The 22464-nt window shown below is 50.8% G+C and carries 38 protein-coding genes and 1 pseudogene; 6 read left to right on the top strand and 33 right to left on the bottom strand.

Going from position 1 to position 22464, the window contains the following annotated elements; translation table 11 throughout:
• Positions 1-337: 337 nt before the first annotated feature.
• Positions 338-892 carry a gamma carbonic anhydrase family protein gene (locus LH22_RS04230; RefSeq protein ID WP_038644350.1) on the top strand — a complete coding sequence of 185 codons (555 nt, stop codon included), beginning with the start codon at positions 338-340 and terminating at the stop codon, positions 890-892.
• On the opposite strand, the gene LH22_RS04225 is transcribed toward LH22_RS04230, so the two are convergent.
• The 6 genes from LH22_RS04225 to dprA are packed head-to-tail and all read right to left on the bottom strand — an operon-like array spanning position 868 to position 4655.
• A complete protein-coding gene (locus LH22_RS04225; RefSeq protein WP_038644349.1) occupies positions 868-1116 on the bottom strand; it encodes a DUF1488 domain-containing protein in 249 nt (82 codons plus the stop codon). The genes LH22_RS04230 and LH22_RS04225 overlap by 25 nt on opposite strands.
• A complete protein-coding gene (gene aroE / locus LH22_RS04220) occupies positions 1113-1931 on the bottom strand; it encodes a shikimate dehydrogenase (protein ID WP_038644347.1) in 819 nt (272 codons plus the stop codon). Before aroE ends, LH22_RS04225 begins: the two co-directional genes overlap by 4 nt.
• A 3-nt stretch (positions 1932-1934) precedes the next feature.
• The gene (tsaC, locus tag LH22_RS04215) at positions 1935-2510 is read right to left on the bottom strand and encodes an L-threonylcarbamoyladenylate synthase type 1 TsaC (protein WP_038644346.1); all 576 of its coding nucleotides are present in this window, start codon (positions 2508-2510) and stop codon (positions 1935-1937) included.
• Positions 2507-3061 (bottom strand): DNA topoisomerase family protein, encoded by a 555-nt coding sequence (locus tag LH22_RS20030; RefSeq protein ID WP_071845583.1) that lies wholly within the window; start codon positions 3059-3061, stop codon positions 2507-2509. The genes tsaC and LH22_RS20030 overlap by 4 nt, the downstream gene beginning before the upstream one ends.
• A gap of 24 nt (positions 3062-3085) precedes the next feature.
• Positions 3086-3559 carry a DUF494 family protein Smg gene (gene smg / locus LH22_RS04205; RefSeq protein ID WP_034830723.1) on the bottom strand — a complete coding sequence of 158 codons (474 nt, stop codon included), beginning with the start codon at positions 3557-3559 and terminating at the stop codon, positions 3086-3088.
• Complete coding sequence (dprA, locus tag LH22_RS04200; protein WP_038644345.1) at positions 3531-4655, bottom strand: DNA-protecting protein DprA; 1125 nt, start codon at positions 4653-4655, stop codon at positions 3531-3533. The genes smg and dprA overlap by 29 nt, the downstream gene beginning before the upstream one ends.
• A 112-nt stretch (positions 4656-4767) precedes the next feature.
• Between dprA and def the strand changes: the two genes are divergently transcribed.
• From def to mscL, 5 genes are all read left to right on the top strand, one after another.
• A complete protein-coding gene (def, locus tag LH22_RS04195; protein WP_034830726.1) occupies positions 4768-5280 on the top strand; it encodes a peptide deformylase in 513 nt (170 codons plus the stop codon).
• 21 nt (positions 5281-5301) lie between these two features.
• Complete coding sequence (gene fmt, locus LH22_RS04190) at positions 5302-6246, top strand: methionyl-tRNA formyltransferase (RefSeq protein ID WP_038644343.1); 945 nt, start codon at positions 5302-5304, stop codon at positions 6244-6246.
• A gap of 43 nt (positions 6247-6289) precedes the next feature.
• Positions 6290-7576, top strand: a complete 1287-nt coding sequence (gene rsmB, locus LH22_RS04185; protein ID WP_038644341.1) for a 16S rRNA (cytosine(967)-C(5))-methyltransferase RsmB — start codon at positions 6290-6292, stop codon at positions 7574-7576.
• Positions 7577-7607: 31 nt separating this feature from the next.
• Positions 7608-8984: a Trk system potassium transporter TrkA gene (trkA, locus tag LH22_RS04180; protein ID WP_038644340.1), complete on the top strand. Its 1377-nt coding sequence runs from the start codon at positions 7608-7610 to the stop codon at positions 8982-8984.
• Positions 8985-9095: 111 nt separating this feature from the next.
• Entirely contained in the window at positions 9096-9509 is a 414-nt protein-coding gene (gene mscL, locus LH22_RS04175; protein WP_034830732.1) for a large-conductance mechanosensitive channel protein MscL, read from the top strand.
• 38 nt (positions 9510-9547) lie between these two features.
• Here mscL and LH22_RS21005 read toward each other — a convergent pair.
• The 27 genes and pseudogenes from LH22_RS21005 to rplB all read right to left on the bottom strand — a co-directional run.
• Positions 9548-9745 (bottom strand): annotated as a pseudogene (locus LH22_RS21005) (alternative ribosome-rescue factor A); the annotation flags it as partial.
• A gap of 50 nt (positions 9746-9795) precedes the next feature.
• A complete protein-coding gene (zntR, locus tag LH22_RS04170; RefSeq protein ID WP_038644339.1) occupies positions 9796-10233 on the bottom strand; it encodes a Zn(2+)-responsive transcriptional regulator in 438 nt (145 codons plus the stop codon).
• A gap of 1 nt (position 10234) precedes the next feature.
• The gene (locus LH22_RS04165) at positions 10235-10606 is read right to left on the bottom strand and encodes a DUF1992 domain-containing protein (protein WP_038644337.1); all 372 of its coding nucleotides are present in this window, start codon (positions 10604-10606) and stop codon (positions 10235-10237) included.
• A 110-nt stretch (positions 10607-10716) separates the two neighbouring features.
• Positions 10717-11103, bottom strand: a complete 387-nt coding sequence (rplQ, locus tag LH22_RS04160) for a 50S ribosomal protein L17 (protein WP_003850180.1) — start codon at positions 11101-11103, stop codon at positions 10717-10719.
• A 40-nt stretch (positions 11104-11143) separates the two neighbouring features.
• Positions 11144-12133 (bottom strand): DNA-directed RNA polymerase subunit alpha, encoded by a 990-nt coding sequence (locus tag LH22_RS04155; RefSeq protein ID WP_007891688.1) that lies wholly within the window; start codon positions 12131-12133, stop codon positions 11144-11146.
• 25 nt (positions 12134-12158) lie between these two features.
• Complete coding sequence (gene rpsD, locus LH22_RS04150) at positions 12159-12779, bottom strand: 30S ribosomal protein S4 (protein ID WP_007891687.1); 621 nt, start codon at positions 12777-12779, stop codon at positions 12159-12161.
• A 31-nt stretch (positions 12780-12810) separates the two neighbouring features.
• A complete protein-coding gene (gene rpsK / locus LH22_RS04145; RefSeq protein ID WP_004160563.1) occupies positions 12811-13200 on the bottom strand; it encodes a 30S ribosomal protein S11 in 390 nt (129 codons plus the stop codon).
• A gap of 16 nt (positions 13201-13216) precedes the next feature.
• Positions 13217-13573, bottom strand: a complete 357-nt coding sequence (gene rpsM, locus LH22_RS04140) for a 30S ribosomal protein S13 (RefSeq protein WP_034830736.1) — start codon at positions 13571-13573, stop codon at positions 13217-13219.
• 146 nt (positions 13574-13719) lie between these two features.
• Complete coding sequence (gene rpmJ, locus LH22_RS04135) at positions 13720-13836, bottom strand: 50S ribosomal protein L36 (RefSeq protein WP_004160566.1); 117 nt, start codon at positions 13834-13836, stop codon at positions 13720-13722.
• A gap of 32 nt (positions 13837-13868) precedes the next feature.
• The gene (secY, locus tag LH22_RS04130; RefSeq protein WP_007891686.1) at positions 13869-15200 is read right to left on the bottom strand and encodes a preprotein translocase subunit SecY; all 1332 of its coding nucleotides are present in this window, start codon (positions 15198-15200) and stop codon (positions 13869-13871) included.
• 7 nt (positions 15201-15207) lie between these two features.
• Positions 15208-15642 (bottom strand): 50S ribosomal protein L15, encoded by a 435-nt coding sequence (gene rplO, locus LH22_RS04125; RefSeq protein WP_034830738.1) that lies wholly within the window; start codon positions 15640-15642, stop codon positions 15208-15210.
• Between the two features lie 3 nt (positions 15643-15645).
• Entirely contained in the window at positions 15646-15825 is a 180-nt protein-coding gene (rpmD, locus tag LH22_RS04120) for a 50S ribosomal protein L30 (protein WP_021186404.1), read from the bottom strand.
• Positions 15826-15830: 5 nt separating this feature from the next.
• A complete protein-coding gene (gene rpsE / locus LH22_RS04115; protein ID WP_007891679.1) occupies positions 15831-16331 on the bottom strand; it encodes a 30S ribosomal protein S5 in 501 nt (166 codons plus the stop codon).
• A 14-nt stretch (positions 16332-16345) separates the two neighbouring features.
• Complete coding sequence (gene rplR / locus LH22_RS04110) at positions 16346-16699, bottom strand: 50S ribosomal protein L18 (RefSeq protein ID WP_008104733.1); 354 nt, start codon at positions 16697-16699, stop codon at positions 16346-16348.
• Positions 16700-16708: 9 nt separating this feature from the next.
• Complete coding sequence (gene rplF / locus LH22_RS04105) at positions 16709-17242, bottom strand: 50S ribosomal protein L6 (RefSeq protein ID WP_038644335.1); 534 nt, start codon at positions 17240-17242, stop codon at positions 16709-16711.
• Between the two features lie 12 nt (positions 17243-17254).
• Positions 17255-17647, bottom strand: coding sequence for a 30S ribosomal protein S8 (gene rpsH, locus LH22_RS04100; RefSeq protein WP_007891668.1), 393 nt, complete (start codon positions 17645-17647; stop codon positions 17255-17257).
• A gap of 32 nt (positions 17648-17679) precedes the next feature.
• Positions 17680-17985, bottom strand: a complete 306-nt coding sequence (gene rpsN / locus LH22_RS04095) for a 30S ribosomal protein S14 (RefSeq protein WP_007891666.1) — start codon at positions 17983-17985, stop codon at positions 17680-17682.
• 14 nt (positions 17986-17999) lie between these two features.
• Positions 18000-18539 (bottom strand): 50S ribosomal protein L5, encoded by a 540-nt coding sequence (gene rplE / locus LH22_RS04090; protein ID WP_013510763.1) that lies wholly within the window; start codon positions 18537-18539, stop codon positions 18000-18002.
• Between the two features lie 14 nt (positions 18540-18553).
• Positions 18554-18868, bottom strand: coding sequence for a 50S ribosomal protein L24 (gene rplX / locus LH22_RS04085; RefSeq protein WP_034830741.1), 315 nt, complete (start codon positions 18866-18868; stop codon positions 18554-18556).
• Between the two features lie 10 nt (positions 18869-18878).
• Positions 18879-19250, bottom strand: coding sequence for a 50S ribosomal protein L14 (gene rplN / locus LH22_RS04080; RefSeq protein WP_006120590.1), 372 nt, complete (start codon positions 19248-19250; stop codon positions 18879-18881).
• A 169-nt stretch (positions 19251-19419) separates the two neighbouring features.
• Positions 19420-19674 (bottom strand): 30S ribosomal protein S17, encoded by a 255-nt coding sequence (gene rpsQ, locus LH22_RS04075; RefSeq protein ID WP_038644333.1) that lies wholly within the window; start codon positions 19672-19674, stop codon positions 19420-19422.
• Positions 19674-19862 carry a 50S ribosomal protein L29 gene (gene rpmC, locus LH22_RS04070; protein WP_034830743.1) on the bottom strand — a complete coding sequence of 63 codons (189 nt, stop codon included), beginning with the start codon at positions 19860-19862 and terminating at the stop codon, positions 19674-19676. The genes rpsQ and rpmC overlap by 1 nt, the downstream gene beginning before the upstream one ends.
• Entirely contained in the window at positions 19862-20272 is a 411-nt protein-coding gene (rplP, locus tag LH22_RS04065; RefSeq protein ID WP_002438716.1) for a 50S ribosomal protein L16, read from the bottom strand. The genes rpmC and rplP overlap by 1 nt, the downstream gene beginning before the upstream one ends.
• 12 nt (positions 20273-20284) lie before the next feature.
• Complete coding sequence (gene rpsC / locus LH22_RS04060; protein WP_034830744.1) at positions 20285-20983, bottom strand: 30S ribosomal protein S3; 699 nt, start codon at positions 20981-20983, stop codon at positions 20285-20287.
• 17 nt (positions 20984-21000) lie between these two features.
• A complete protein-coding gene (gene rplV, locus LH22_RS04055) occupies positions 21001-21333 on the bottom strand; it encodes a 50S ribosomal protein L22 (protein ID WP_007891659.1) in 333 nt (110 codons plus the stop codon).
• 13 nt (positions 21334-21346) lie between these two features.
• A complete protein-coding gene (gene rpsS, locus LH22_RS04050) occupies positions 21347-21625 on the bottom strand; it encodes a 30S ribosomal protein S19 (protein ID WP_001138115.1) in 279 nt (92 codons plus the stop codon).
• A gap of 16 nt (positions 21626-21641) precedes the next feature.
• Positions 21642-22463, bottom strand: coding sequence for a 50S ribosomal protein L2 (rplB, locus tag LH22_RS04045; RefSeq protein ID WP_034830746.1), 822 nt, complete (start codon positions 22461-22463; stop codon positions 21642-21644).
• Position 22464: the final 1 nt, after the last annotated feature.

The following is a 22464-nucleotide window of genomic DNA, read 5'->3' as shown; positions in this document are numbered from 1 at the left end:
GTTAAAGAGCAGTGCGAACAGCGGGTTAACCGTCTGTCGCGAGGTGGCGTATGTTACGCTTTCCTCCTTCAGAGTCAAACACTTTTTTCAGCGTTTTATCTGGCGGGGTGAATCGCTTCACTCCCTGCTTAGCCGCTTGCGTTGCCGCTTTGCCGTCTCAGTGGATGCGCATTATAGGGATCCGATTTTTTTGCACAACCCCTTTTTTCGATCTTTTTAATCGACTGGCGAGTTTTCAATCTTTTCGCTGCGATCGCGAGCGATCCGCTCAAAATTCATCTTGTTTGCCCGCCTGATAAGCCGCAGGCTAGGGGAAAAATGCAAAAGGAGAACGATCATGTCTGTAGCCCTACGACCTTATAAGAACCATTTTCCACAAATCGGCGATCGCGTAATGATCGATCGCAGTAGCGTGGTGGTGGGTGAAGTGCAACTCGCCGACGATGTCAGCATCTGGCCGCTGGTTGCTATCCGCGGTGATGTGAACAAAGTTGTGATAGGTAAAAGAAGCAATATTCAGGACGGCAGCGTTTTACATGTCACGCACAAGTCCACCAGCAACCCGGAAGGGCATCCTTTAGTGATTGGTGAAGACGTGACTGTCGGTCATAAAGCGATGCTGCACGGCTGTCATATCAGCGATCGCGTACTGGTTGGCATGGGATCGATTTTGCTGGATGGTGTGTTTGTTGAAGAGGATGTCATGATTGGAGCGGGTAGTCTGGTTCCGCCGGGTAAAAGACTGGAGAGCGGCTATCTCTATTTAGGCAGCCCGGTTAAACAAATCCGCCCATTGAGTGAGGCGGAAATCGCAGGCCTGCTCTATTCATCGAGCAATTATGTTGGCTGGAAAGATGAATACCTCGCTCAGGAAAGCCAGATCCAACCTTGATCATCTATCTCATCCTGCCGGATAAGCGCTTCCGCTTCTTCTTCCAGATCCCAGCGATGCGCGCTAAACAGCGCCATCGCAGCACCCGTTCCAAATCGATCCTGTAATCCGTCGAGCTTGATAGCACAAGTTAACTCCATTCCTTGCACCAGCACCGGAAAGACGATCGCTCCTCGTTCCTCGTCCCAACGTTCACGATCGGGAAAATGGATCGCCTGATTCACTCCTTCATGGCCTGCTTTAATTGAGCAATAACGGGGGTAATTTCTGGCATCACGCCATGCCACAGTTGGAAAGCATGCGCCGCCTGCCCCACCAGCATGCCCAATCCATCTGCCAGCTGACCCGCACCGTGCTGCTGACACCACAACAAGAATGGCGTCAGCCCTTGCTGATAGAACATGTCGTAGCAGCGTGTTTGCGGGGTGATCAATGAGTCTGGCAACGGCGGCACTTTACCCTCAACGCCACTGGAGGTTGCATTGATGATCAGATCAAATGCCTGACCGGAGAGCTCAGCAAAGCCGTTGGCCTGGATATCCCCACTATGCTGGAAGATATCTGCCAATTCTTCAGCGCGGGCAACCGTTCGGTTGACCACTACCACTGAACATCCAAAAGAAAGCAGGGGAAGGATCACACCTCGAGCTGCCCCACCGGCTCCCACCAGTAAAATGCGGTCACCAGAACGGATCAAATTCAATCGTTCCAGATCGCTTAGCAGGCCAATCCCATCGGTATTATCACCAAAGATCGAGCCATCTGCCTTTTTCTTTAAGGTGTTAACCGCCCCAGATAAGGCTGCACGTTCACTGAGTTCATCGGCCAGTTCCCACGCCTGTTGTTTAAATGGCAGTGTGACATTTGCACCTTTTCCACCGACAGTAAAAAAGTCGCTAATTGACTGAGGAAACCCCTCCAGCGGTGCACAAACCCGGCCATAGGTGTGCGCGATTCCTGTCTGCTCGGCAAAAAGGCTATGAATGAATGGTGACTTACTGTGTGCAATGGGATGACCAAAAACGGCGAAGTGTTCCATAAATTAACCCTGACGAATAAGTTCGCCGCTGATAACGTCGCGAATTTCAGAAGGATTTAACCGCCCGCCCGTTGCAGCGTGCAACACGGGGAATTGAGCACCGAATTGCTGTGCAACTTCATCAGCATTGCGGCACGGCGCCTCGCCGGAGAGATTGGCGCTGGTAGACACCAATGGTTTGCCGAAGCCACGGCAAAGTGCCTGCACATCCGGATGATCGCTAACGCGGATAGCCAGCGAATCGAAACGCCCTGTTAGCCAGCGAGGCGTATACGGTGTTGTCGGAACCACATAAGTCACCGGCCCTGGCCAGCTAGCAAACATGCGCTCACGCTGTAGCACCGTGAGTTCACGATCGGCAATGTAGGGTTCCAGTTGCGCATAATCTGCTGCAATCAGGATAAGCCCTTTCTCAACCGGACGCTGTTTGAGCGCCAGTAAGGCCATGACGGCGCTTTCGCTATCGGGATCACAGCCTAAACCAAATACCGCTTCTGTTGGATAGGCAATAACCGCCTGCTGCTGTAGTTGCTCGATGCAAAACTCGAGACTTCCGGGAACATACGCTTTTTGCTTCATGATCGTTCTTCGTCCTGGGCGATGAGCTTGCCACAGCGTTTGCTGGCGCATAAGCGCTTCATGCCTTGTACGGTTTTCTTCTCTATTAATAAGGGAAACTGGCAATGCGGACAGATACCTTCAACAGGCGTTGCATTGATTGCAAATTGGCAATCGGGGTAACGGTCGCAGGAGTGAAAGGTTTTGCCATAGCGCGAACGGCGCTGAACCAGCTTTCCGTTCTGACATTGGGGACAGGCAATCGCGGTCTCGTCGGGCTTATCGATGGTTTCTGTGTAATCACATTCAGGATAGTGGCTACAACCAACAAACATCCCAAATCGCCCCTGACGCAGAACTTTATCTGCGCCACACTGAGGACACACGTGCCCTTCCAGCACTTTAACGATATGCCCATCGGCCTGATTTTTCAGGGGACGAACATAATCACAGGTTGGATAATTCACACAGCCAAGAAACGGGCCGTGTTTACCACTGCGTATCACTAAATCTGCCCCGCAAGCGGGGCAGGGATCGTGTTTACGCACAGAAAATAGTGCTGGTTTACTCATATTTCCGGATACATTAATCGCAAATTAATGCAGCATACCTTCATTGACGTCGAATAACAGTTCTTCCATCTGCTGATAAGCGTTTTCACATCCAGGGATGTTAAACAGCACCATCAGCACCACCCATTTAAGATCTTCAAGATCGAATTCCTGAGTATCAAGAGCCGTGACCCGTTCGATGACCATCTCGCGCGTTTCCATATTCAGCACCTGAACTTGTTCCAGGAACAAAATAAAACCGCGACAATCAGCATCAAGACGCTGGCATTCCTCGTCCGTATAAATTCGCATTGAGAGCGGGTCGGCAGCCAATTGTACTGGCGCGACCAGACCATCCTGATAGTCCGCTAAACGTTCAAGCCAATTCAACGCATTGTAGATATCTTCACGATGAAAACCCGCATCGGCCAAATCATCGGTCAATTTATCCTGGTCAACACGCATTTCAGCTTCGTTGTGGATATAGGTCTCAAACAAGTACATAAGTACGTCGAACATGGCATGCCCTCCTCAATCGGACATAGCCGCCGGGTACAGCTGCGATCCATCCTGCTAACTCCAGCTCCAGCAACTGGGCTGCGATAACTGGCACAGGTTGGCCGGCACGTTCAGCGACGACGTCAACAGGTGTAACCTCATCACCTACGTTAGCCAACACGCTTGCAAATGGCAATGGAACATCGTCACTGTCTTGTGAATATATTGTTTCTGAAGTGGTTGCCGGCAGCCATTGCAAATTGGAATGCAAATCTTCAAGGATGTTATTTGGATGGGCAACCAACAGTGCTCCCTGCTGAATCAACCAATGCGTACCTCCACTGCCATCATTACCCAATGCTCCGGGTAACGCATAAACATTGCGATTTTGTTCCAGCGCGCAGCGAGCCGTGACCAGCGAACCGCTTTTCAGTGAAGCCTCAACGACCAGCACTCCCTGGCTCAACCCACTGATGATGCGGTTACGGCGCGGAAAATTAACAGCATGTGGCGCCATATCAAGAGGAAATTCAGAGACTAAAGCCCCTTCGTTATCCATGATCGCCTGCGCCAGCGACTGATGGCTTTTGGGGTAGATATGTTGCAAGCCGCTACCCAGCACTGCGATTGTTTTACCACTTGCATTCAAGGCTGCACGGTGTGCAACGCCATCAATACCGCGAGCCAGTCCGCTGGTGATGGTCAACCCACTGAGTGCAAGTTGCTGTGTAAACCATGTGCCCCACTCTTTGCCATAGTGGGAACAGTGCCGACTGCCCACCACAGCTAATTGCGGTGTCTGCAAAACGGAGAGGTGACCAGATACATAGAGCAATGAGGGGCGTTGACTGATTTCAGCCAGGTGGCCCGGATAATCAGCATCTATGCAGGAGACTAAATGATGATGAGGTTGATCCAGCCACTGTAACGTGCGCGCCAGTTGCCGTGGGCAATAATCGTTAAACTGTTGGCGCTGCAATTCATTCAAACCATGGCTGTGCAGTAATTCGTCATCGACGGCGGCACCGTTTTGCAAATTCCGCGCGAGATTCACTACGCGATGCCGGCGCAGGCCTTTAACATTTGCCAGCCGGAGTATCCCTTCCACTCGCTCCACGCGTCCATCCTTAAGCCTGCTCACATGCGGTGCAATGCTGTCAATCAGGCCACAAAAAGTCTACAATATGAGGTAGTAATCTTTTCTTTAACGCATACAGATCTGGATATTTATGTCAGTTTTGCAGGTATTACATTTCCCTGATGATCGCCTTCGCAAAATCGCTGCGCCGGTGGCTACCGTAAACGCAGACGTTCAGCGCATTGTCGATGACATGTTTGAAACCATGTACGCCGAAGAAGGCATTGGCTTAGCGGCCACTCAGGTCGACATTCATCAACGCATCATTGTTATCGATGTTTCTGAAAATCGAGACGAACGTCTGGTGTTGATTAACCCGGAACTGCTGGAAAAAAGCGGTGAAACCGGCATTGAAGAGGGTTGCCTCTCAATCCCTGAACAACGTGCCTTCGTGCCGCGTGCGGAATGGGTCAAAGTCCGTGCGCAGGATCGTGACGGTAAAAGTTTTGAGTTGGAAACGGATGGTCTGCTGGCAATTTGCATTCAGCATGAAATCGACCACCTGGATGGCAAGCTGTTTATCGATTATCTGTCGCCGCTCAAGCGTCAGCGCATTAAACAGAAACTGGAAAAGCTGGCCCGCATGAATGCACGCGAAGCCTGAGTACTAACAGAAGGTTAAACTGTGTCTGCATCGCTAAAAATTATCTTTGCCGGTACACCTGACTTTGCAGCGCGTCATCTCGACGCGCTGCTTGCTTCTGAGCATCAGGTGGTTGGCGTATTTACTCAGCCCGATCGTCCATCGGGCCGCGGTAATAAACTCACTCCAGGTCCCGTCAAAGTGCTGGCGCAGTCACACGATGTTCCTGTGTTTCAGCCGAAATCGCTAAAACCTGAAGAGAACCAACAACTGGTCGCGGATTTGCAAGCCGATATCATGGTCGTGGTGGCTTATGGCCTGATTCTGCCGAAGGCCGTTCTCGATATGCCGCGACTCGGCTGCATCAATGTCCATGGTTCACTCCTGCCACGCTGGCGCGGTGCGGCACCTATTCAACGTTCGCTCTGGGCTGGCGACCGCGAAACCGGCGTGACCATCATGCAGATGGATGTGGGTCTGGATACGGGTGACATGCTGCATAAGCTCTCCTGCCCTATCACGCCTGAAGACACCAGCGCATCACTGTATGACAAACTGGCCGAGCTCGGGCCACAAGGCATGCTGGATACACTCGACCTGCTCGCTAGCGGCAAAGCGCAACCGGAAGTGCAGGATGAAGCACTGGTTTCTTACGCTGAAAAGTTGAGCAAAGAAGAGGCGCGTCTTGATTGGTCACTTTCTGCTGTACAGCTTGAGCGCTGCATTCGCGCCTTCAATCCCTGGCCGGTGAGTTTCTTCCTGATCGAGGATCAGCCCGTCAAAGTGTGGCAGGCTAGCGTTTTACCTCATCAGAACAAACGGCCGGGCGAAATCATCCATGCTGATAAAAATGGCATTCAGATTGCCACCGCTGACGGCGTACTCAATCTACTTTCGCTGCAGCCTGCGGGTAAGAAAGCCATGTCCGCGCAAGATCTGCTGAATTCGCGTCGTGAATGGTTTGCCACTGGCACCCTTCTGGCCTGATCTCCAGCCCGGTTTAACCGGGCTTTTTGTTTGATGAATGAATATGAAAAAAGCAACTAACCTGCGTAGCCTTGCCGCGCAACTCATTGAACGCGTGGTAGATAAAGGTGAATCACTCAGTGCCATTCTGCCTGGCGCGCAAAAAACATTGGCTGATAAAGATGGCGCGCTGTTGCAGGAACTCTGCTTTGGCGTAATGCGCACTTTGCCGCAGCTGGAAGCGCTGATTGGCAAACTGATGGAGCGCACGCTAACGGGTAAGCAGCGCGTGCTGCACTACCTGATCATGATTGGGTTGTATCAGTTGCTGTACACGCGCGTGCCAGCACATGCCGCACTGGCCGAAACGGTTGCAGGTGCAGAAGTGCTAAAACGCACGGCGCTGAAGGGATTGATTAACGGTGTGCTACGTCAGTTCCAGCGTCAGCAAGAAACGCTGCTTGCTGAAGTGGATCAAGGCCCGCAGCGCTACTGGCATCCCGGTTGGTTACTCAAACGTTTGCAGACCGCCTGGCCAGATCGTTGGCAGCAGATCGTTGACGCCAATAATCAGCGTCCGCCGATGTGGTTGCGCGTCAATCGTCAGCATCATAGCCGCGATACGTGGCTAAGCCTGTTGCAGGCTGAAGATAAAGCAGCTTTCCCCGCCGATGCGCCGGATGCTCTGCGTCTTGAATCCCCTGCCCCCGTCAGTCAGCTACCGGGCTTCGATCAAGGATGGGTGACAGTACAAGACTTGTCTGCACAGCGCTGTGCTCTGCTGCTTGAGCCACAAAACAATGAAGCCATTCTCGATCTCTGTGCAGCACCTGGCGGCAAGACCACGCATATTCTGGAAATCGCCCCTCAGGCAAACGTGCTGGCCGTGGATATTGATCAACAACGTTTGACTCGCGTGCATGAAAATCTCCAGCGCCTGGGCATGCAAGCCGAAGTCCGCCAGGGCGATGGCCGGACACCTGCAGAGTGGTGCGGCGACCAGCAATTTGACCGTATTCTGCTGGATGCACCTTGTTCTGCAACCGGTGTGATTCGACGTCATCCTGATATTAAATGGTTGCGCCGTGATCGTGATATCCCAGAGCTGGCTACACTGCAGCGCGAAATCCTCAATGCAGTTTGGCCACGTTTGAAATCCGGCGGCACGATGCTTTACGCGACCTGCTCGATCCTGCCCGAAGAAAACCATCAGCAGATCGCGGCCTTTCTGGCTGAGCACGATGATGCTGTCGCTGAGCAGCTGCCCGAAGGCCAAATCAATGGGTGGCAAGTCTTCCCGAGCGTTGATGGCGGTGACGGATTCTTTTACGCTAAATTAATAAAAAAATAGCGCGGCGCATTCTGACAAGGGCGATTCAACGATGAAAATTATTATCCTCGGCGCCGGGCAGGTTGGCGGCACGCTTGCTGAAAACCTGGTGGGCGAAAATAACGACATCACGGTTGTAGATACGGATGCCACCCGTCTGCGCGCGTTGCAGGACAAATTTGACCTGCGCGTAGTGCACGGCCATGGTTCCCATCCACGTATATTGCGTGAAGCCGGCGCTGAAGATGCCGATATGCTGGTTGCTGTCACCAATTCCGACGAAACCAACATGATTGCCTGTCAGATTGCCTATTCGCTCTTCAATACACCGAACCGAATTGCCCGTATTCGCGCAGCGGAATATTTGCGGGATGCCGAAAAGCTGTTTGTACCGGAAGCTGTGCCGATCGATCATTTGATTTCACCGGAACAGTTGGTGATCGACAACATCTATCGCCTGATTCAGTATCCTGGCGCATTGCAGGTCGTTAACTTTGCCGAAGGAAAAGTGAGCCTTGCGGTAGTTAAAGCTTATTACGGTGGGCCTCTGGTCGGTAACCCGTTGTCCATTTTGCGTGAACATATGCCGCATATCGATACACGCGTAGCGGCTATTTTCCGTCAGGACCGCCCTATTCGCCCTCAGGGTTCAACGATTGTCGAAGCGGGCGATGAAGTCTTCTTTATTGCCGCAAGCCAGCATATTCGCGCGGTAATGAGCGAAATGCAGCGCCTTGAGAAACCCTACAAACGCATTATGCTGGTCGGCGGCGGCAACATCGGTTTTGGTTTGGCCCAGCGGTTGGAAAAACAGTACAGCGTGAAGTTGATTGAACGTAATCAACAACGCGCAGCAGAACTGGCTGAACGTCTGCACGACACCGTGGTGTTTTATGGTGATGCTTCAGATCAGGAATTGCTCGCCGAAGAACATGTTGATCAGGTGGATCTTTTCATCGCCGTCACCAATGACGACGAAGCCAACATTATGTCGGCCATGCTCGCAAAGAAGATGGGAGCGAAAAAGGTCATGGTTTTGATCCAGCGTCGTGCTTATGTCGATCTGGTTCAGGGAAGCGTGATCGATATTGCCATCTCTCCGCAGCAGGCCACCATTTCCGCCCTGCTTGGTCACGTGCGCAAGGCAGATATTGTTGGCGTCTCCTCACTGCGACGCGGTATTGCCGAAGCTATCGAAGCTATCGCACACGGGGAAGAGACCACGTCCCGCGTGGTGGGCCGTTTAATTGAAGATATTAAACTGCCGCCAGGTACGATAATCGGTGCCGTCGTACGTGGTGATGAAGTCATCATCGCGAATGACAATGTGCGTATTGAGCAGGGCGACCATGTCATTATGTTCCTGACAGATAAGAAGTTTGTCCCCGATGTTGAACGTCTCTTCCAGCCAAGTCCTTTCTTCCTCTAAATCGCCGCGGGCGTTTGCCCGCCATGATAATTTTGCTTAATCCGCTGTTATCATGGCAATTGCACAAAGGTTTGTTAGACTTTAGCCATTGGCCAAGGCAAGGAGATAACAATGAGTTTATTCAAAGAGTTTCGTGATTTTGCAATGCGTGGGAACGTGGTTGATTTGGCAGTCGGTGTGATTATCGGTGCCGCTTTCGGCAAGATTGTTTCATCACTGGTCGCGAATATCATCATGCCACCACTGGGATTACTGATTGGCGGAGTCGATTTTAAACAGTTTAAGTGGGTCCTAAAACCAGCCGAGGGTGATGTACCTGCTGTCGTAATGGAATACGGTAACTTTATTCAAACCATTTTTGACTTTGTAATCGTTGCCTTTGCCATCTTTATGGCCATCAAGTTGATGAACAAGTTGTATCAGAAGAAAGAAGTTGAAAAACCAGCGCCAAAACCAACCAACGAAGAAGTGTTGCTCACTGAAATTCGCGATCTGTTGAAACAGCAGAACAGCGATAAATTGTGATAAAAAAGCCGCCATGTCCAGGCGGCTTTTTTGTCTGTAAAGCAGAAGGCCAGTGATAAACTTTTCTGCTTATCACTGGCCTCCCAGTTTCTACCCTTCGCATGTTTATCTTTACGTCGGTAGCTGCCTTTCCCTTTCTGATTCTGTTCAACTCGCTGACGAAACAGCGGATCATGTAACAGTGCCTCCAAAGCGTTATCGTTAATCTTGCCTTTGCGATGCTGATAGCGACTCATAGTGTCCTCCGGTTAATAATGGCGCAACTATAGGCTTTCCTGCGTGAAATTCAATCCTTGCTACAACAAATTTCCACCTGCGGCTCTTCACCTTTTTCCAGCGCTTCAAGGATAGAACAGCAGGCGCTGCTATGTAGTTCCCCGCAACAGGTCGCGGCTAAACGTTCTAATGAGCGCTGAATGGTTTGCAACTCGGTAATCATACCATTCACTTCATCCAGACGTCTGGCTACGATCGCTTTGGACTCCTGGCAGGTATGGTGTTCGGGATCGATACGGATCGATAATAAACCGCGGATCGAATCCAGGCTAAAACCGAGCTGACGCCCATAGCGAATGAAGCGCAAGCGCTGAAGATCATCATCGTTATAGAGACGGAAGCCACCTTCAGTACGAATCTCATGATCCATCATTTGCTGCTTTTCATAAAAACGTATGGTGTCAGGTGTGACGTCCGCAAGTTTAGCCAGCTGGCCAATTTTATACATGTTACTTCTCCTGCAATAGACGATGCCGAACGGGCCCGCCATATTCACCACGTAAAAAATCTGTGCTCATACCGGCCTGCTGTAACTTCATCTCCAGCAGGGTTAATCTTTTATTGAGTTCACTGACTTGATGATCGTCAGGATCCAAATGCTGTAAAAGATCGTTGAGTTGCACAGCTTCGCGGCGCATTTCAAGTTCAGGGGGTAAAAAACCTGAGTTTTTCAGCAGTCGATATGCCGTGCGTAACTCTGGCGGCACGCCACTTTCGTCTTCGAGCTGCAAAGGTGCACCTTCACCAGGTAGATTACTCAGTTCACCTTTTTCCTGCGCGGCGCGTATCTGCTGCTCTACCAGCTGGTCAATTAACCACATAATGAACCTCTGCGACTGACAACAGCGTTCAGCATAGCGAAAGATGGGGGAGATGGGGAATTGAAGGCAATAAAAAACCCGCCGAAGCGGGTTTTCTACGTTACTGCAAATTACTCTGCAGCAGCTTCTGCTTGAGCTTCTGGACGATCAACCAGCTCGATGTAAGCCATCGGAGCGTTGTCACCAGCACGGAAGCCACACTTCAGAATACGAGTGTAACCACCGGCACGGCTCGCGAAACGCGGGCCCAGCTCGTTAAACAGTTTTGCCACGATCTCGTTATCACGAGTGCGGGCGAATGCCAGACGACGATTAGCTACGCTGTCGGTCTTGGCAAGAGTAATCAGCGGCTCAACTACGCGACGCAGTTCTTTGGCTTTCGGCAGAGTCGTTTTGATGATCTCGTGACGAACCAGAGAACCGGCCATGTTGCGGAACATAGCCTGACGATGGCTGCTGTTGCGGTTCAGTTGACGACCACTCTTACGATGGCGCATGACCTTATCCTTCTCAGTGAAACCTTAACCTGTGATCTGATTATTCATCAGCAATGCTTGCTGGTGGCCAGTTTTCCAGGCGCATGCCCAGAGACAAACCACGTGAAGCGAGCACATCTTTAATCTCAGTAAGAGATTTTTTACCAAGGTTAGGCGTTTTAAGCAGCTCAACCTCGGTACGCTGTACCAGATCACCGATGTAGTGGATAGCTTCTGCCTTGAGGCAGTTAGCAGAGCGGACAGTCAATTCCAGATCGTCAACAGGGCGCAGCAGGATCGGATCGAATTCTGGTTTCTCTTCTTTCACTTCCGGCTGACGTACATCACGTAAGTCAACGAAAGCTTCCAGTTGTTCTGCCAGGATGGTAGCCGCACGACGAATCGCCTCTTCAGGATCGATTGTGCCGTTGGTTTCCATTTCGATGACCAGCTTGTCCAGGTCGGTGCGCTGTTCTACACGCGCTGCTTCAACATTGTAGGCGATACGGTCTACAGGGCTGTAGCAAGCGTCAACCAACAGACGGCCGATTGGGCGCTCATCTTCTTCCGAATGAATTCGGGCAGAAGCCGGCACATAACCACGACCACGCTGAACTTTGATACGCATGCTAATAGATGCGTTTTCATCGGTCAGATGGCAGATCACGTGCTGCGGCTTGACGATTTCGACATCACCGTCGTGGGTAATATCGGCTGCAGTCACAGGGCCAATGCCAGATTTATTCAAAGTAAGGATGACTTCATCTTTACCCTGAACTCTTACCGCCAGCCCTTTCAGATTGAGCAGGATTTCCAGGATATCTTCCTGTACGCCCTCTTTGGTGGAGTACTCGTGGAGCACGCCATCGATCTCAACCTCGGTCACCGCGCAACCCGGCATGGAAGAAAGCAGAATACGGCGCAGTGCGTTGCCAAGAGTATGGCCAAAGCCACGCTCTAATGGCTCAAGGGTCACCTTGGCGTGCGTCGAACTCACTTGCTCGATATCTACCAGGCGCGGTTTTAGAAACTCTGTCACAGAACCCTGCATTGTGTCCTCTCTTTGGTACTAAGCTTTACTTAGAGTAAAGCTCGACGATCAGGTGTTCGTTAATGTCCGCAGACAGATCAGTACGTTCAGGAATACGCTTGAACACACCTTCCATCTTAGTCGCATCAACTTCCAGCCAGGTTGGCTTTTCACGCTGCTCAGCCAGCTCCAGAGCGGCCTTCACGCGAGATTGCTGTTTGGCTTTCTCACGGATGCTAACGACATCATTCGGAGATACCTGATAAGAAGCGATGTTAACAACGCGACCGTTTACCAGGATAGATTTATGGCTAACCAGCTGACGTGCTTCTGCACGAGTGGCGCCAAAGCCCATACGGTAAACAACGTTATCCAGACGACCTTCCAGCAGAGCCAACAGGTTTTCACCGGTGTTGCCTTTCAGACGTGCTGCTTCTTTGTAGTAGTTACGGAACTGACGCTCCAGTACGCCGTACATACGACGAACTTTCTGCTTCTCACGTAACTGACCGCCGTAGTCAGACAGACGCGGTTTACGCGCACCGTGCTGGCCAGGTGGTTGTTCAATTTTGCACTTGGTATCGATCGCGCGAACGCCAGACTTAAGGAATAAGTCGGTGCCCTCACGACGGCTCAGCTTGAGCTTAGGACCCAAATATCTTGCCATTTTCTTTCTCCAACTAACCTAAAAACGGGCGTTAAACGCGACGTTTTTTCGGCGGACGACAACCGTTGTGAGGGATTGGAGTCACATCAGTAATATTAGTGATGCGGAAACCAGCAGCGTTCAGAGCACGAATTGTTGATTCGCGGCCTGGACCTGGACCCTTAACCATAACTTCCAGATTCTTAATACCGTAATCTTTCACTGCTTCTGCACAGCGCTCTGCAGCTACCTGAGCAGCAAACGGAGTAGATTTACGTGAACCGCGGAAACCGGAACCACCGGCGGTTGCCCAACCCAGTGCGTTACCCTGACGATCAGTAATGGTAACGATGGTGTTGTTAAAAGATGCATGGACATGAGCCACGCCATCTGAGACTTGCTTTCTTACACGCTTGCGTGCACGAACTGGTGCCTTTGCCATTATTTACTCACCCCGATTATTTCTTGATCGGTTTACGCGGACCCTTACGGGTACGTGCATTGGTCTTAGTACGCTGACCGCGAACTGGCAGACCACGACGATGGCGTAAACCACGATAGCAACCAAGGTCCATCAGACGCTTGATGCTCAGGGTGATTTCACGGCGCAGATCACCTTCAACAACGAATTTACCAACTGCTTCACGCAGCTGTTCAATTTGTTCTTCAGACAGCTCTCTGATCTTAACATTTTCAGCGATACCCGTTGAAGCACAGATGGCTTTAGAACGGGTCTTGCCGATACCGAAGATCGAAGTTAATGCGATTACGGTATGTTTTTGATCAGGAATGTTAATGCCTGCTATACGGGCCACTATGCACTCCTATAATTAAATAAATGCGTCCCATGCTGAAAAGCCCGTTTTCAGGATACTCAAATGGTAACGCATCGACATACAAAAGATTGGCTGGCTAATCTAGCCAGCTCAACCCGACTTTGCAAGAAAAATATGTGACAATATCAGCCTTGGCGCTGTTTATGCTTTGGCTCGGCGCTGCAAATCACACGTACGACACCGTCGCGGCGGATGATTTTGCAGTTACGACATAATTTCTTGACGGAAGCACGAACTTTCATTTTTACTCTCCGTAACTTCTCAAGCGCCTGAATTAACGGCCGTAGCCTTTCAGGTTTGCTTTCTTCAATGCAGACTCATACTGACTCGACATCATCAGAGTTTGCACTTGAGCCATAAAGTCCATGATGACAACCACTACGATAAGCAGCGATGTGCCGCCAAAGTAGAAGGGAACCTTCATGGCATCACGCATGAACTCCGGGATCAGGCAGATAAAGGTAATGTACAGTGCGCCGATTAAGGTCAAACGTGTCATTACTTTATCGATATACTTCGCCGTTTGCTCTCCCGGACGAATTCCCGGTACGAATGCTCCAGACTTCTTCAAGTTATCAGCTGTTTCACGTGGGTTGAAAACCAACGCCGTGTAGAAGAAACAGAAGAAGATGATTGCAGTCGCATAGAGTAGCACATAAAGCGGCTGTCCTGGTTGCAAATACAGCGAAATTGTTGTCAGCCAGTTCCAACCGGTTCCGCCCCCGAACCATGACGCGATGGTTGCTGGGAACAGAATAATGCTGGAAGCAAAAATAGCCGGAATTACACCCGCCATATTCACTTTCAACGGTAAATGTGTGCTCTGTGCAGCATATACACGACGACCTTGCTGACGTTTAGCGTAGTTGACCACAATGCGGCGCTGGCCACGCTCAACGAAAATAACAAAGAACGTCACTGCAAATACAAGAACTGCAACCAACAGCAACAGGAGGAAGTGCAGGTCACCTTGCCGCGCTTGCTCGATGGTATGGCCAATGGCCGGCGGGAGACCCGCAACAATACCTGCGAAGATAATGATCGAGATACCGTTACCGATACCTCGTTCAGTAATCTGTTCGCCCAGCCACATCAGGAACATTGTCCCGGTAACCAGACTTACAACAGCGGTAAAGTAGAATGCGAAACCTGGATTCATTACCAGGCCTTGCATTCCAGGCATATTCGGCAGACCGGTAGCAATACCGATCGACTGGAATACAGCCAGAACCAGGGTGCCATAGCGAGTGTACTGGCTAATCTTACGACGACCAGCTTCACCCTCTTTCTTAATCTCGGCCAACGCTGGGTGAACCACCGTCAGCAACTGGATAATAATAGAGGCCGAAATATACGGCATAATACCCAGTGCGAAGATTGAGGCACGACTGAGAGCACCACCAGAGAACATGTTGAACATTTCAATGATGGTGCCACGCTGTTGCTCAAGCAGTTTGGCAAGTACAGTGGCATCGATACCAGGGATTGGAATAAAAGAGCCAATACGGAAGACAATCAGTGCACCGATAACAAACAAAAGTCTGCGCTTCAGTTCACCAAAGCCACCTTTGGCACTTTGAAAATCTAATCCCGGTTGCTTTGCCATCTGCTACTTATTCCTCGATTTTACCGCCAGCAGCTTCGATTGCAGCACGCGCACCTTTAGTGACACGCAGACCACGAATCGTTACCGGTGCAGAAACTTCACCAGACAGAATCACTTTCGCGAACTCGATCTGAACACCGATGATGTTGGCTGCTTTCAGAGTATTCAGGTCAACAATACCGCCTTCAACTTTCGCCAGGTCAGACAGACGAACTTCTGCAGTGACCATTGCTTTGCGAGAGGTGAAACCGAATTTCGGCAGACGACGATACAGAGGCATCTGACCACCCTCGAAACCGCGACGTACGCCACCGCCAGAACGAGAGTTCTGACCTTTGTGACCACGACCACCGGTTTTACCGAGGCCAGAACCGATACCACGACCCAGACGCTTAGAAGCGTGTTTAGACCCTTCGGCCGGAGACAGAGTGTTTAAGCGCATCTCTTACTCCTCCACTTTCAGCATGTAGGAAATCGCGTTAACCATACCGCGCACTGCTGGCGTGTCTTCACGCTCAACGGTATGACCAATACGACGCAGACCCAAGCCAACCAGAGTGGCTTTGTGCTTAGGCAGGCGGCCGATTGAACTGCGGGTTTGTGTAATTTTAATAGTCTTAGCCATCGTGATTACCCCAGAATTTCTTCAACGGATTTACCACGCTTGGCAGCGACCATTTCTGGAGAATTCATATTGCCCAGGCCATCGATAGTTGCACGAACCACGTTAATCGGGTTAGTAGAACCATACGCTTTAGCCAGAACGTTATGTACTCCAGCAACTTCTAAAACAGCGCGCATTGCACCGCCGGCGATGATACCGGTACCTTCAGAAGCTGGCTGCATGAACACACGAGAACCCGTGTGAGCACCTTTAACAGGGTGCTGCAGGGTGCCGTGAGTCAGCGCGACGTTAATCATGTTGCGACGGGCTTTCTCCATCGCTTTCTGGATCGCTGCTGGAACTTCACGCGCTTTACCGTAACCAAAACCAACGCGGCCGTTACCATCACCCACTACAGTCAGTGCGGTGAAGGAGAAAATACGACCACCTTTTACAGTTTTAGATACACGGTTTACCGCGATCAGTTTTTCCTGCAGTTCGCCAGCTTGTTTCTCGATGTTTGACATCTTAGACCTCTACCTTAGAACTGAAGGCCAGCTTCACGGGCAGCATCTGCCAGTGCCTGGACACGACCATGATATTGGAACCCGGAACGGTCGAAAGAAACATTTGTAATGCCTTTCTCGACAGCGCGCTCAGCCAGAGCTTTACCTACGGCTGCAGCAGCGTCTTTGTTACCGGTGTACTTCAGTTGTTCGGCAATAGCTTTTTCTACAGTAGAAGCAGCAACCAGAACTTCGGAACCGTTCGGGGCGATCACCTGTGCGTAAATATGACGCGGGGTACGATGTACCACCAGGCGAGTAGCACCCAGCTCTTTGAGCTTGCGACGTGCACGGGTCGCACGACGGATACGAGCAGATTTCTTATCCATAGTGTTACCTTACTTCTTCTTAGCCTCTTTGGTACGCACGACTTCGTCGGCGTAACGAACACCCTTGCCTTTGTAAGGCTCAGGACGACGGTAGGCGCGCAGATCCGCTGCAACCTGACCAATCAGCTGTTTATCAGCGCCTTTCAGCACGATCTCAGTCTGAGTTGGACATTCAGCAGTGATGCCGGCCGGCAGTGCATGGTCAACAGGGTGAGAGAAGCCCAGGGCCAAGCTCACAGAGTTGCCTTTAACAGCTGCACGATAACCAACACCAACCAGTTGCAGCTTCTTGGTGAAGCCTTCGGTAACACCGATAACCATGCCGTTCAGCAGCGCACGAGCAGTACCTGCCTGTGCCCAAGCGTCCGAGAAGCCTTCGCGTGGAGCGAAAGTCAGGGCGTTGTCTGCATGCTTAACTTCTACAGCACTGTTGATAGTACGAGTCAGCTCGCCGTTTTTGCCTTTGATCGAAATTTCCTGACCGTTGAGTTTTACCTCTACGCCCGCAGGAACAACGACAGGTGCTTTTGCAACACGAGACATTTTATCCTCCGATTACGCTACGTAGCAGATAATTTCGCCACCAAGACCAGCTTGGCGCGCTGCACGATCAGTCATGACACCTTTAGAGGTAGAAATTACAGCGATGCCCAGACCAGCCATTACTTTTGGCAGCTCATCTTTTTTCTTATAGATGCGCAGACCTGGACGGCTAACACGCTGAATGCTCTCTACCACAGCCTTGCCCTGGAAATACTTTAAAGTAACTTCCAGCTCAGACTTGATGTCGCCTTCGATTTTAAAATCTTCAATGTAGCCTTCTTCCTTCAGCACGTTGGCAATTGCCACTTTCAGCTTGGAGGAAGGCATAGAGACCGCAACTTTGTTCGCGGCCTGACCGTTACGGATACGGGTCAGCATATCCGCGATCGGATCTTGCATGCTCATCTGTGTTACTCCCGTGATTCAAATGGTGACAATTACCAGCTAGCCTTTTTCAGACCCGGGATTTCACCGCGCATTGCGGCTTCACGGACCTTGATACGGCTCAACCCAAACTTCCGCAGGAAACCGTGCGGACGACCTGTCTGACGGCAGCGGTTACGCTGACGGGAAGGGCTGGAATCACGCGGCAGACTCTGCAGCTTGAGAACGGCATCCCAACGATCTTCGTCGGATGCGTTCACATCAGAAATGATCGCTTTCAGTTCAACGCGCTTAGCGAAGAACTTGTCTGCTAATTTCACACGCTTTACTTCGCGTGCTTTCATCGATTGCTTAGCCATTAAGTAACCCTACCTTACTTGCGGAACGGGAAGTCAAAGGCAGCCAGCAGAGCACGGCCTTCATCATCAGATTTCGCAGTAGTGGTAATGGTAATATCCAAACCACGAACGCGATCGACTTTGTCATAATCGATTTCTGGGAAGATGATCTGCTCACGAACGCCCATGCTGTAGTTACCACGACCATCGAAAGACTTAGCAGACAGGCCGCGGAAGTCACGAATACGTGGAACAGCAATAGTGATCAGGCGCTCAAAGAACTCCCACATGCGCTCGCCGCGCAGAGTTACTTTACAGCCGATCGGATAGCCCTGACGGATTTTGAAGCCTGCAACTGATTTGCGTGCTTTGGTGATCAACGGTTTTTGACCGGAGATTGCTGCCAGGTCAGCTGCTGCGTTATCCAGCAGTTTCTTGTCAGCGATCGCTTCACCAACACCCATGTTCAGGGTGATCTTCTCGACCCGAGGGACTTGCATGACAGAATTGTAGCCGAACTCAGTCATGAGTTTCTGGACTACTTCGTCTTTGTAGTAATCATGCAGTTTCGCCATCGTACTACTCCAAATTACTTGATAGTTTCGCTATTAGACTTGAAGAAACGGACTTTTTTGCCTTCTTCGAATCTAAAGCCTACACGGTCAGCCTTGCCGGTTGCCGCATTGAAGATTGCAACGTTAGAAACCTGAATAGCAGCTTCTTTTTCAACGATGCCGCCTGGTTGGTTCAGAGCCGGAACCGGCTTCTGGTGTTTCTTAACCAGGTTGATACCTTCAACGATGACCTTACCAGAAGTCAGGACATTCTTTACTTTACCGCGTTTACCTTTGTCTTTACCGGTAATCACGATAACTTCGTCGTTACGACGGATTTTCGCTGCCATTGCTCGCTCCTTAGAGTACTTCTGGTGCCAGAGAGATAATTTTCATGAACTTTTCAGTACGAAGTTCACGAGTTACCGGCCCAAAAATACGCGTACCGATAGGCTGCTCGCTGTTATTGTTTAAAATAACGCATGCATTACCATCGAAGCGAATGACAGAACCGTCCGGGCGACGAACACCCTTCCTGGTGCGCACCACTACCGCCTTCAGGACATCACCTTTCTTAACTTTACCGCGAGGAATTGCTTCCTTGATGGTAACTTTAATGATGTCGCCGACGCCTGCGTAGCGACGGTGCGAGCCACCCAGAACCTTGATACACATTACGCGACGTGCACCGGAGTTGTCGGCGACGTTCAGCATAGTCTGTTCTTGGATCATTTTAGTGCTCCGCTAATGTCAACTACTACTTCGGGACCCAAACCTCAGGTCGTTAAAAAGCCCCATAATTGAGGGCGCGGCATTATAACACCGGATCTCGCAGATGGGTAGAAAAAATGAACGGCTCAGACGAGCCGTTCATTTTATTTTTTAGAGGAAGCGGATTCTATTACAGAATCGCTTTCTCTACAACGCGAACCAGCGCCCAAGACTTAGTCTTAGACAGTGGACGGGTTTCGCGGATTTCTACCACGTCACCGATTCCACATTCGTTGTTCTCGTCATGGATGTGCAGCTTAGTCGTACGCTTGATGAACTTACCGTAGATCGGGTGTTTCACGACACGTTCGATAGCAACAACTGCAGATTTCTGCATTTTGTCACTAATTACACGACCCTGCAGAGTACGGATTTTATCGGTCATTACGCCGCCTTCTCAGTCAGTAAAGTCTTAACACGTGCAACATTACGGCGCACTTGCTTCAGCAGATGTGTCTGCTGCAGCTGGCCGGATGCTGCCTGCATGCGCAGGTTGAATTGCTCACGCAGCAGGTTAAGAAGCTCAGCGTTCAGCTCTTCAACGCTTTTTTCACGCAGCTCATTTGCTTTCATTACATCACCGTCTTAGTAACAAAGGTGGTTTTGATAGGCAGTTTTGCTGCTGCCAGCTTGAATGCTTCACGGGCAAGCTCTTCCGGAACACCGTCCATTTCATACAGGACTTTACCCGGTTGGATCAGGGCAACCCAATACTCCACGTTACCCTTACCTTTACCCATACGCACTTCAAGCGGCTTCTCGGTGATCGGTTTGTCCGGGAATACACGGATCCAGATCTTACCTTGACGCTTAACTGCACGGGTCATAGCACGACGTGCTGCTTCGATCTGACGAGCAGTCAGACGACCACGGCCAACAGCTTTCAGACCGAAAGTACCGAAGCTGACATCCGTACCCTGCGCCAGACCACGGTTGCGGCCTTTGTGCACTTTACGGAATTTCGTACGCTTTGGTTGTAACATCAGCGACTCTCCTTACTTACGGCCTTTACGCTGCTGCTTTTTAGGTTGAGCAGCCGGTTCCGGTTGTTCAACAGCAGCCATACCACCCAGGATCTCACCTTTGAAGATCCATACCTTAACGCCGATTACACCATAAGTGGTGTGCGCTTCAGAGGTGTTGTAGTCAATGTCTGCACGCAGAGTGTGCAGTGGCACGCGACCTTCACGGTACCATTCGGTACGTGCGATCTCGGCTCCGCCCAAACGGCCGCTAACTTCAACTTTAATACCCTTCGCGCCCAGACGCATTGCGTTCTGAACAGCACGCTTCATAGCACGACGGAACATCACACGACGCTCCAGCTGTGAAGTGATGCTATCAGCAACCAATTTAGCGTCCAGTTCCGGTTTACGGACTTCGGCGATATTGATCTGTGCAGGAACGCCAGCGATTTTCGCTACGACCGTGCGCAGTTTTTCTACGTCTTCACCTTTCTTACCGATAACGATACCCGGGCGAGCGGTGTGAATGGTCACACGGATGCTCTTAGCCGGACGCTCGATAACGATACGAGATACAGACGCTTTAGCCAGTTCCTTAGTCAGGAACTGACGTACTTTAAAATCGCTGTCCAGGTTGTCAGCGAATTCTTTGGTGTTCGCAAACCAGGTAGAGTTCCATGGTTTTACAATACCTAGGCGAATACCATTAGGATGTACTTTCTGACCCATTGCTAGTCTCCAGAGTCTCAGCGATCGGACACAACCACAGTAATGTGGCTGGTGCGCTTCAGGATGCGATCTGCACGACCTTTCGCACGCGGCATAATGCGCTTCATGCTTGGGCCTTCGTCTACGAAGATTTTCGCGACTTTCAGATCGTCGATATCAGCGCCATCGTTGTGTTCGGCGTTCGCAATGGCAGATTCCAGGACTTTCTTAACCAACACAGCAGCTTTCTTGTTGGTGTAGGTCAGAATATCCAGAGCCTGCGACACTTTCTTACCGCGAATCAGGTCAGCAACAAGGCGGACCTTCTGAGCAGAAGAACGAGCATGGCGATGTTGAGCAATAGTTTCCATCTCTTCCTCCTACTTATTTCTTCTTGGCTTTCTTATCTGCAGCATGGCCGCGATAAGTACGTGTCGGTGCAAATTCACCCAGTTTGTGGCCGACCATTTCGTCGGATACAAAGACAGGAACGTGCTGACGACCATTATGGACAGCGATGGTCAAACCGATCATGTTAGGGAAGATCGTTGAACGACGGGACCAAGTGCGCAGGGGCTTCTTGTCACCGCTTTCCACCGCTTTCTCTACCTTCTTCAGCAAGTGCAGGTCAATAAAAGGACCTTTCTTGAGAGAACGTGGCATGGCTTATCCTCTAAAATTATTTGCTACGGCGACGTACGATAAATTTATCGGTACGCTTGTTGCTACGGGTCTTCTTACCTTTGGTCTGAACGCCCCACGGAGTTACCGGGTGCTTACCAAAGTTACGACCTTCACCACCACCGTGCGGGTGATCGACTGGGTTCATCGCAGTACCGCGAACGGTAGGACGAACACCACGCCAACGGGTTGCACCAGCTTTACCCAGAACGCGCAGCATGTGCTCAGCGTTACCGACTTCGCCCAGGGTTGCGCGGCAGTCGATTTCGACTTTACGCATTTCGCCTGAACGCAGACGCAGGGTTACGTAGGAACCATCACGCGCAACGATCTGCACGTAAGTACCAGCTGAGCGAGCAATCTGACCGCCTTTGCCTGGTTTCATTTCTACGTTGTGAACGGTAGAACCCACCGGGATGTTACGCATTGGCAGGGTGTTACCTGCTTTAATCGCAGCATCAACGCCAGATTGAACCTGATCACCAGCTTTCAGGCCTTTAGGGGCCAGGATGTAACGGCGCTCGCCATCTTTGTACAGAACCAGTGCGATGTTCGCAGAACGGTTCGGATCGTACTCAAGACGCTCAACAACTGCTGGGATACCATCTTTGTTGCGTTTGAAGTCAACAATACGGTAAGCCTGCTTGTGACCACCACCGATATGACGGGTAGTGATACGACCATTGTTGTTACGACCACCGGATTTGCTGTTTTTTTCTAACAGCGGAGCAAAAGGTTTGCCCTTGTGCAGCTCTGGGTTCACCACTTTAACTACGTGACGACGACCCGGAGATGTCGGTTTACATTTAACAACTGCCATT

Origin of the sequence: Pantoea rwandensis (assembly GCF_000759475.1) — a bacterium.
Classification (GTDB): domain Bacteria; phylum Pseudomonadota; class Gammaproteobacteria; order Enterobacterales; family Enterobacteriaceae; genus Pantoea; species Pantoea rwandensis_B.
Note: the sequence above shows the minus strand (reverse complement) of the source record. Positions and strands in the feature narration are given on the sequence as shown.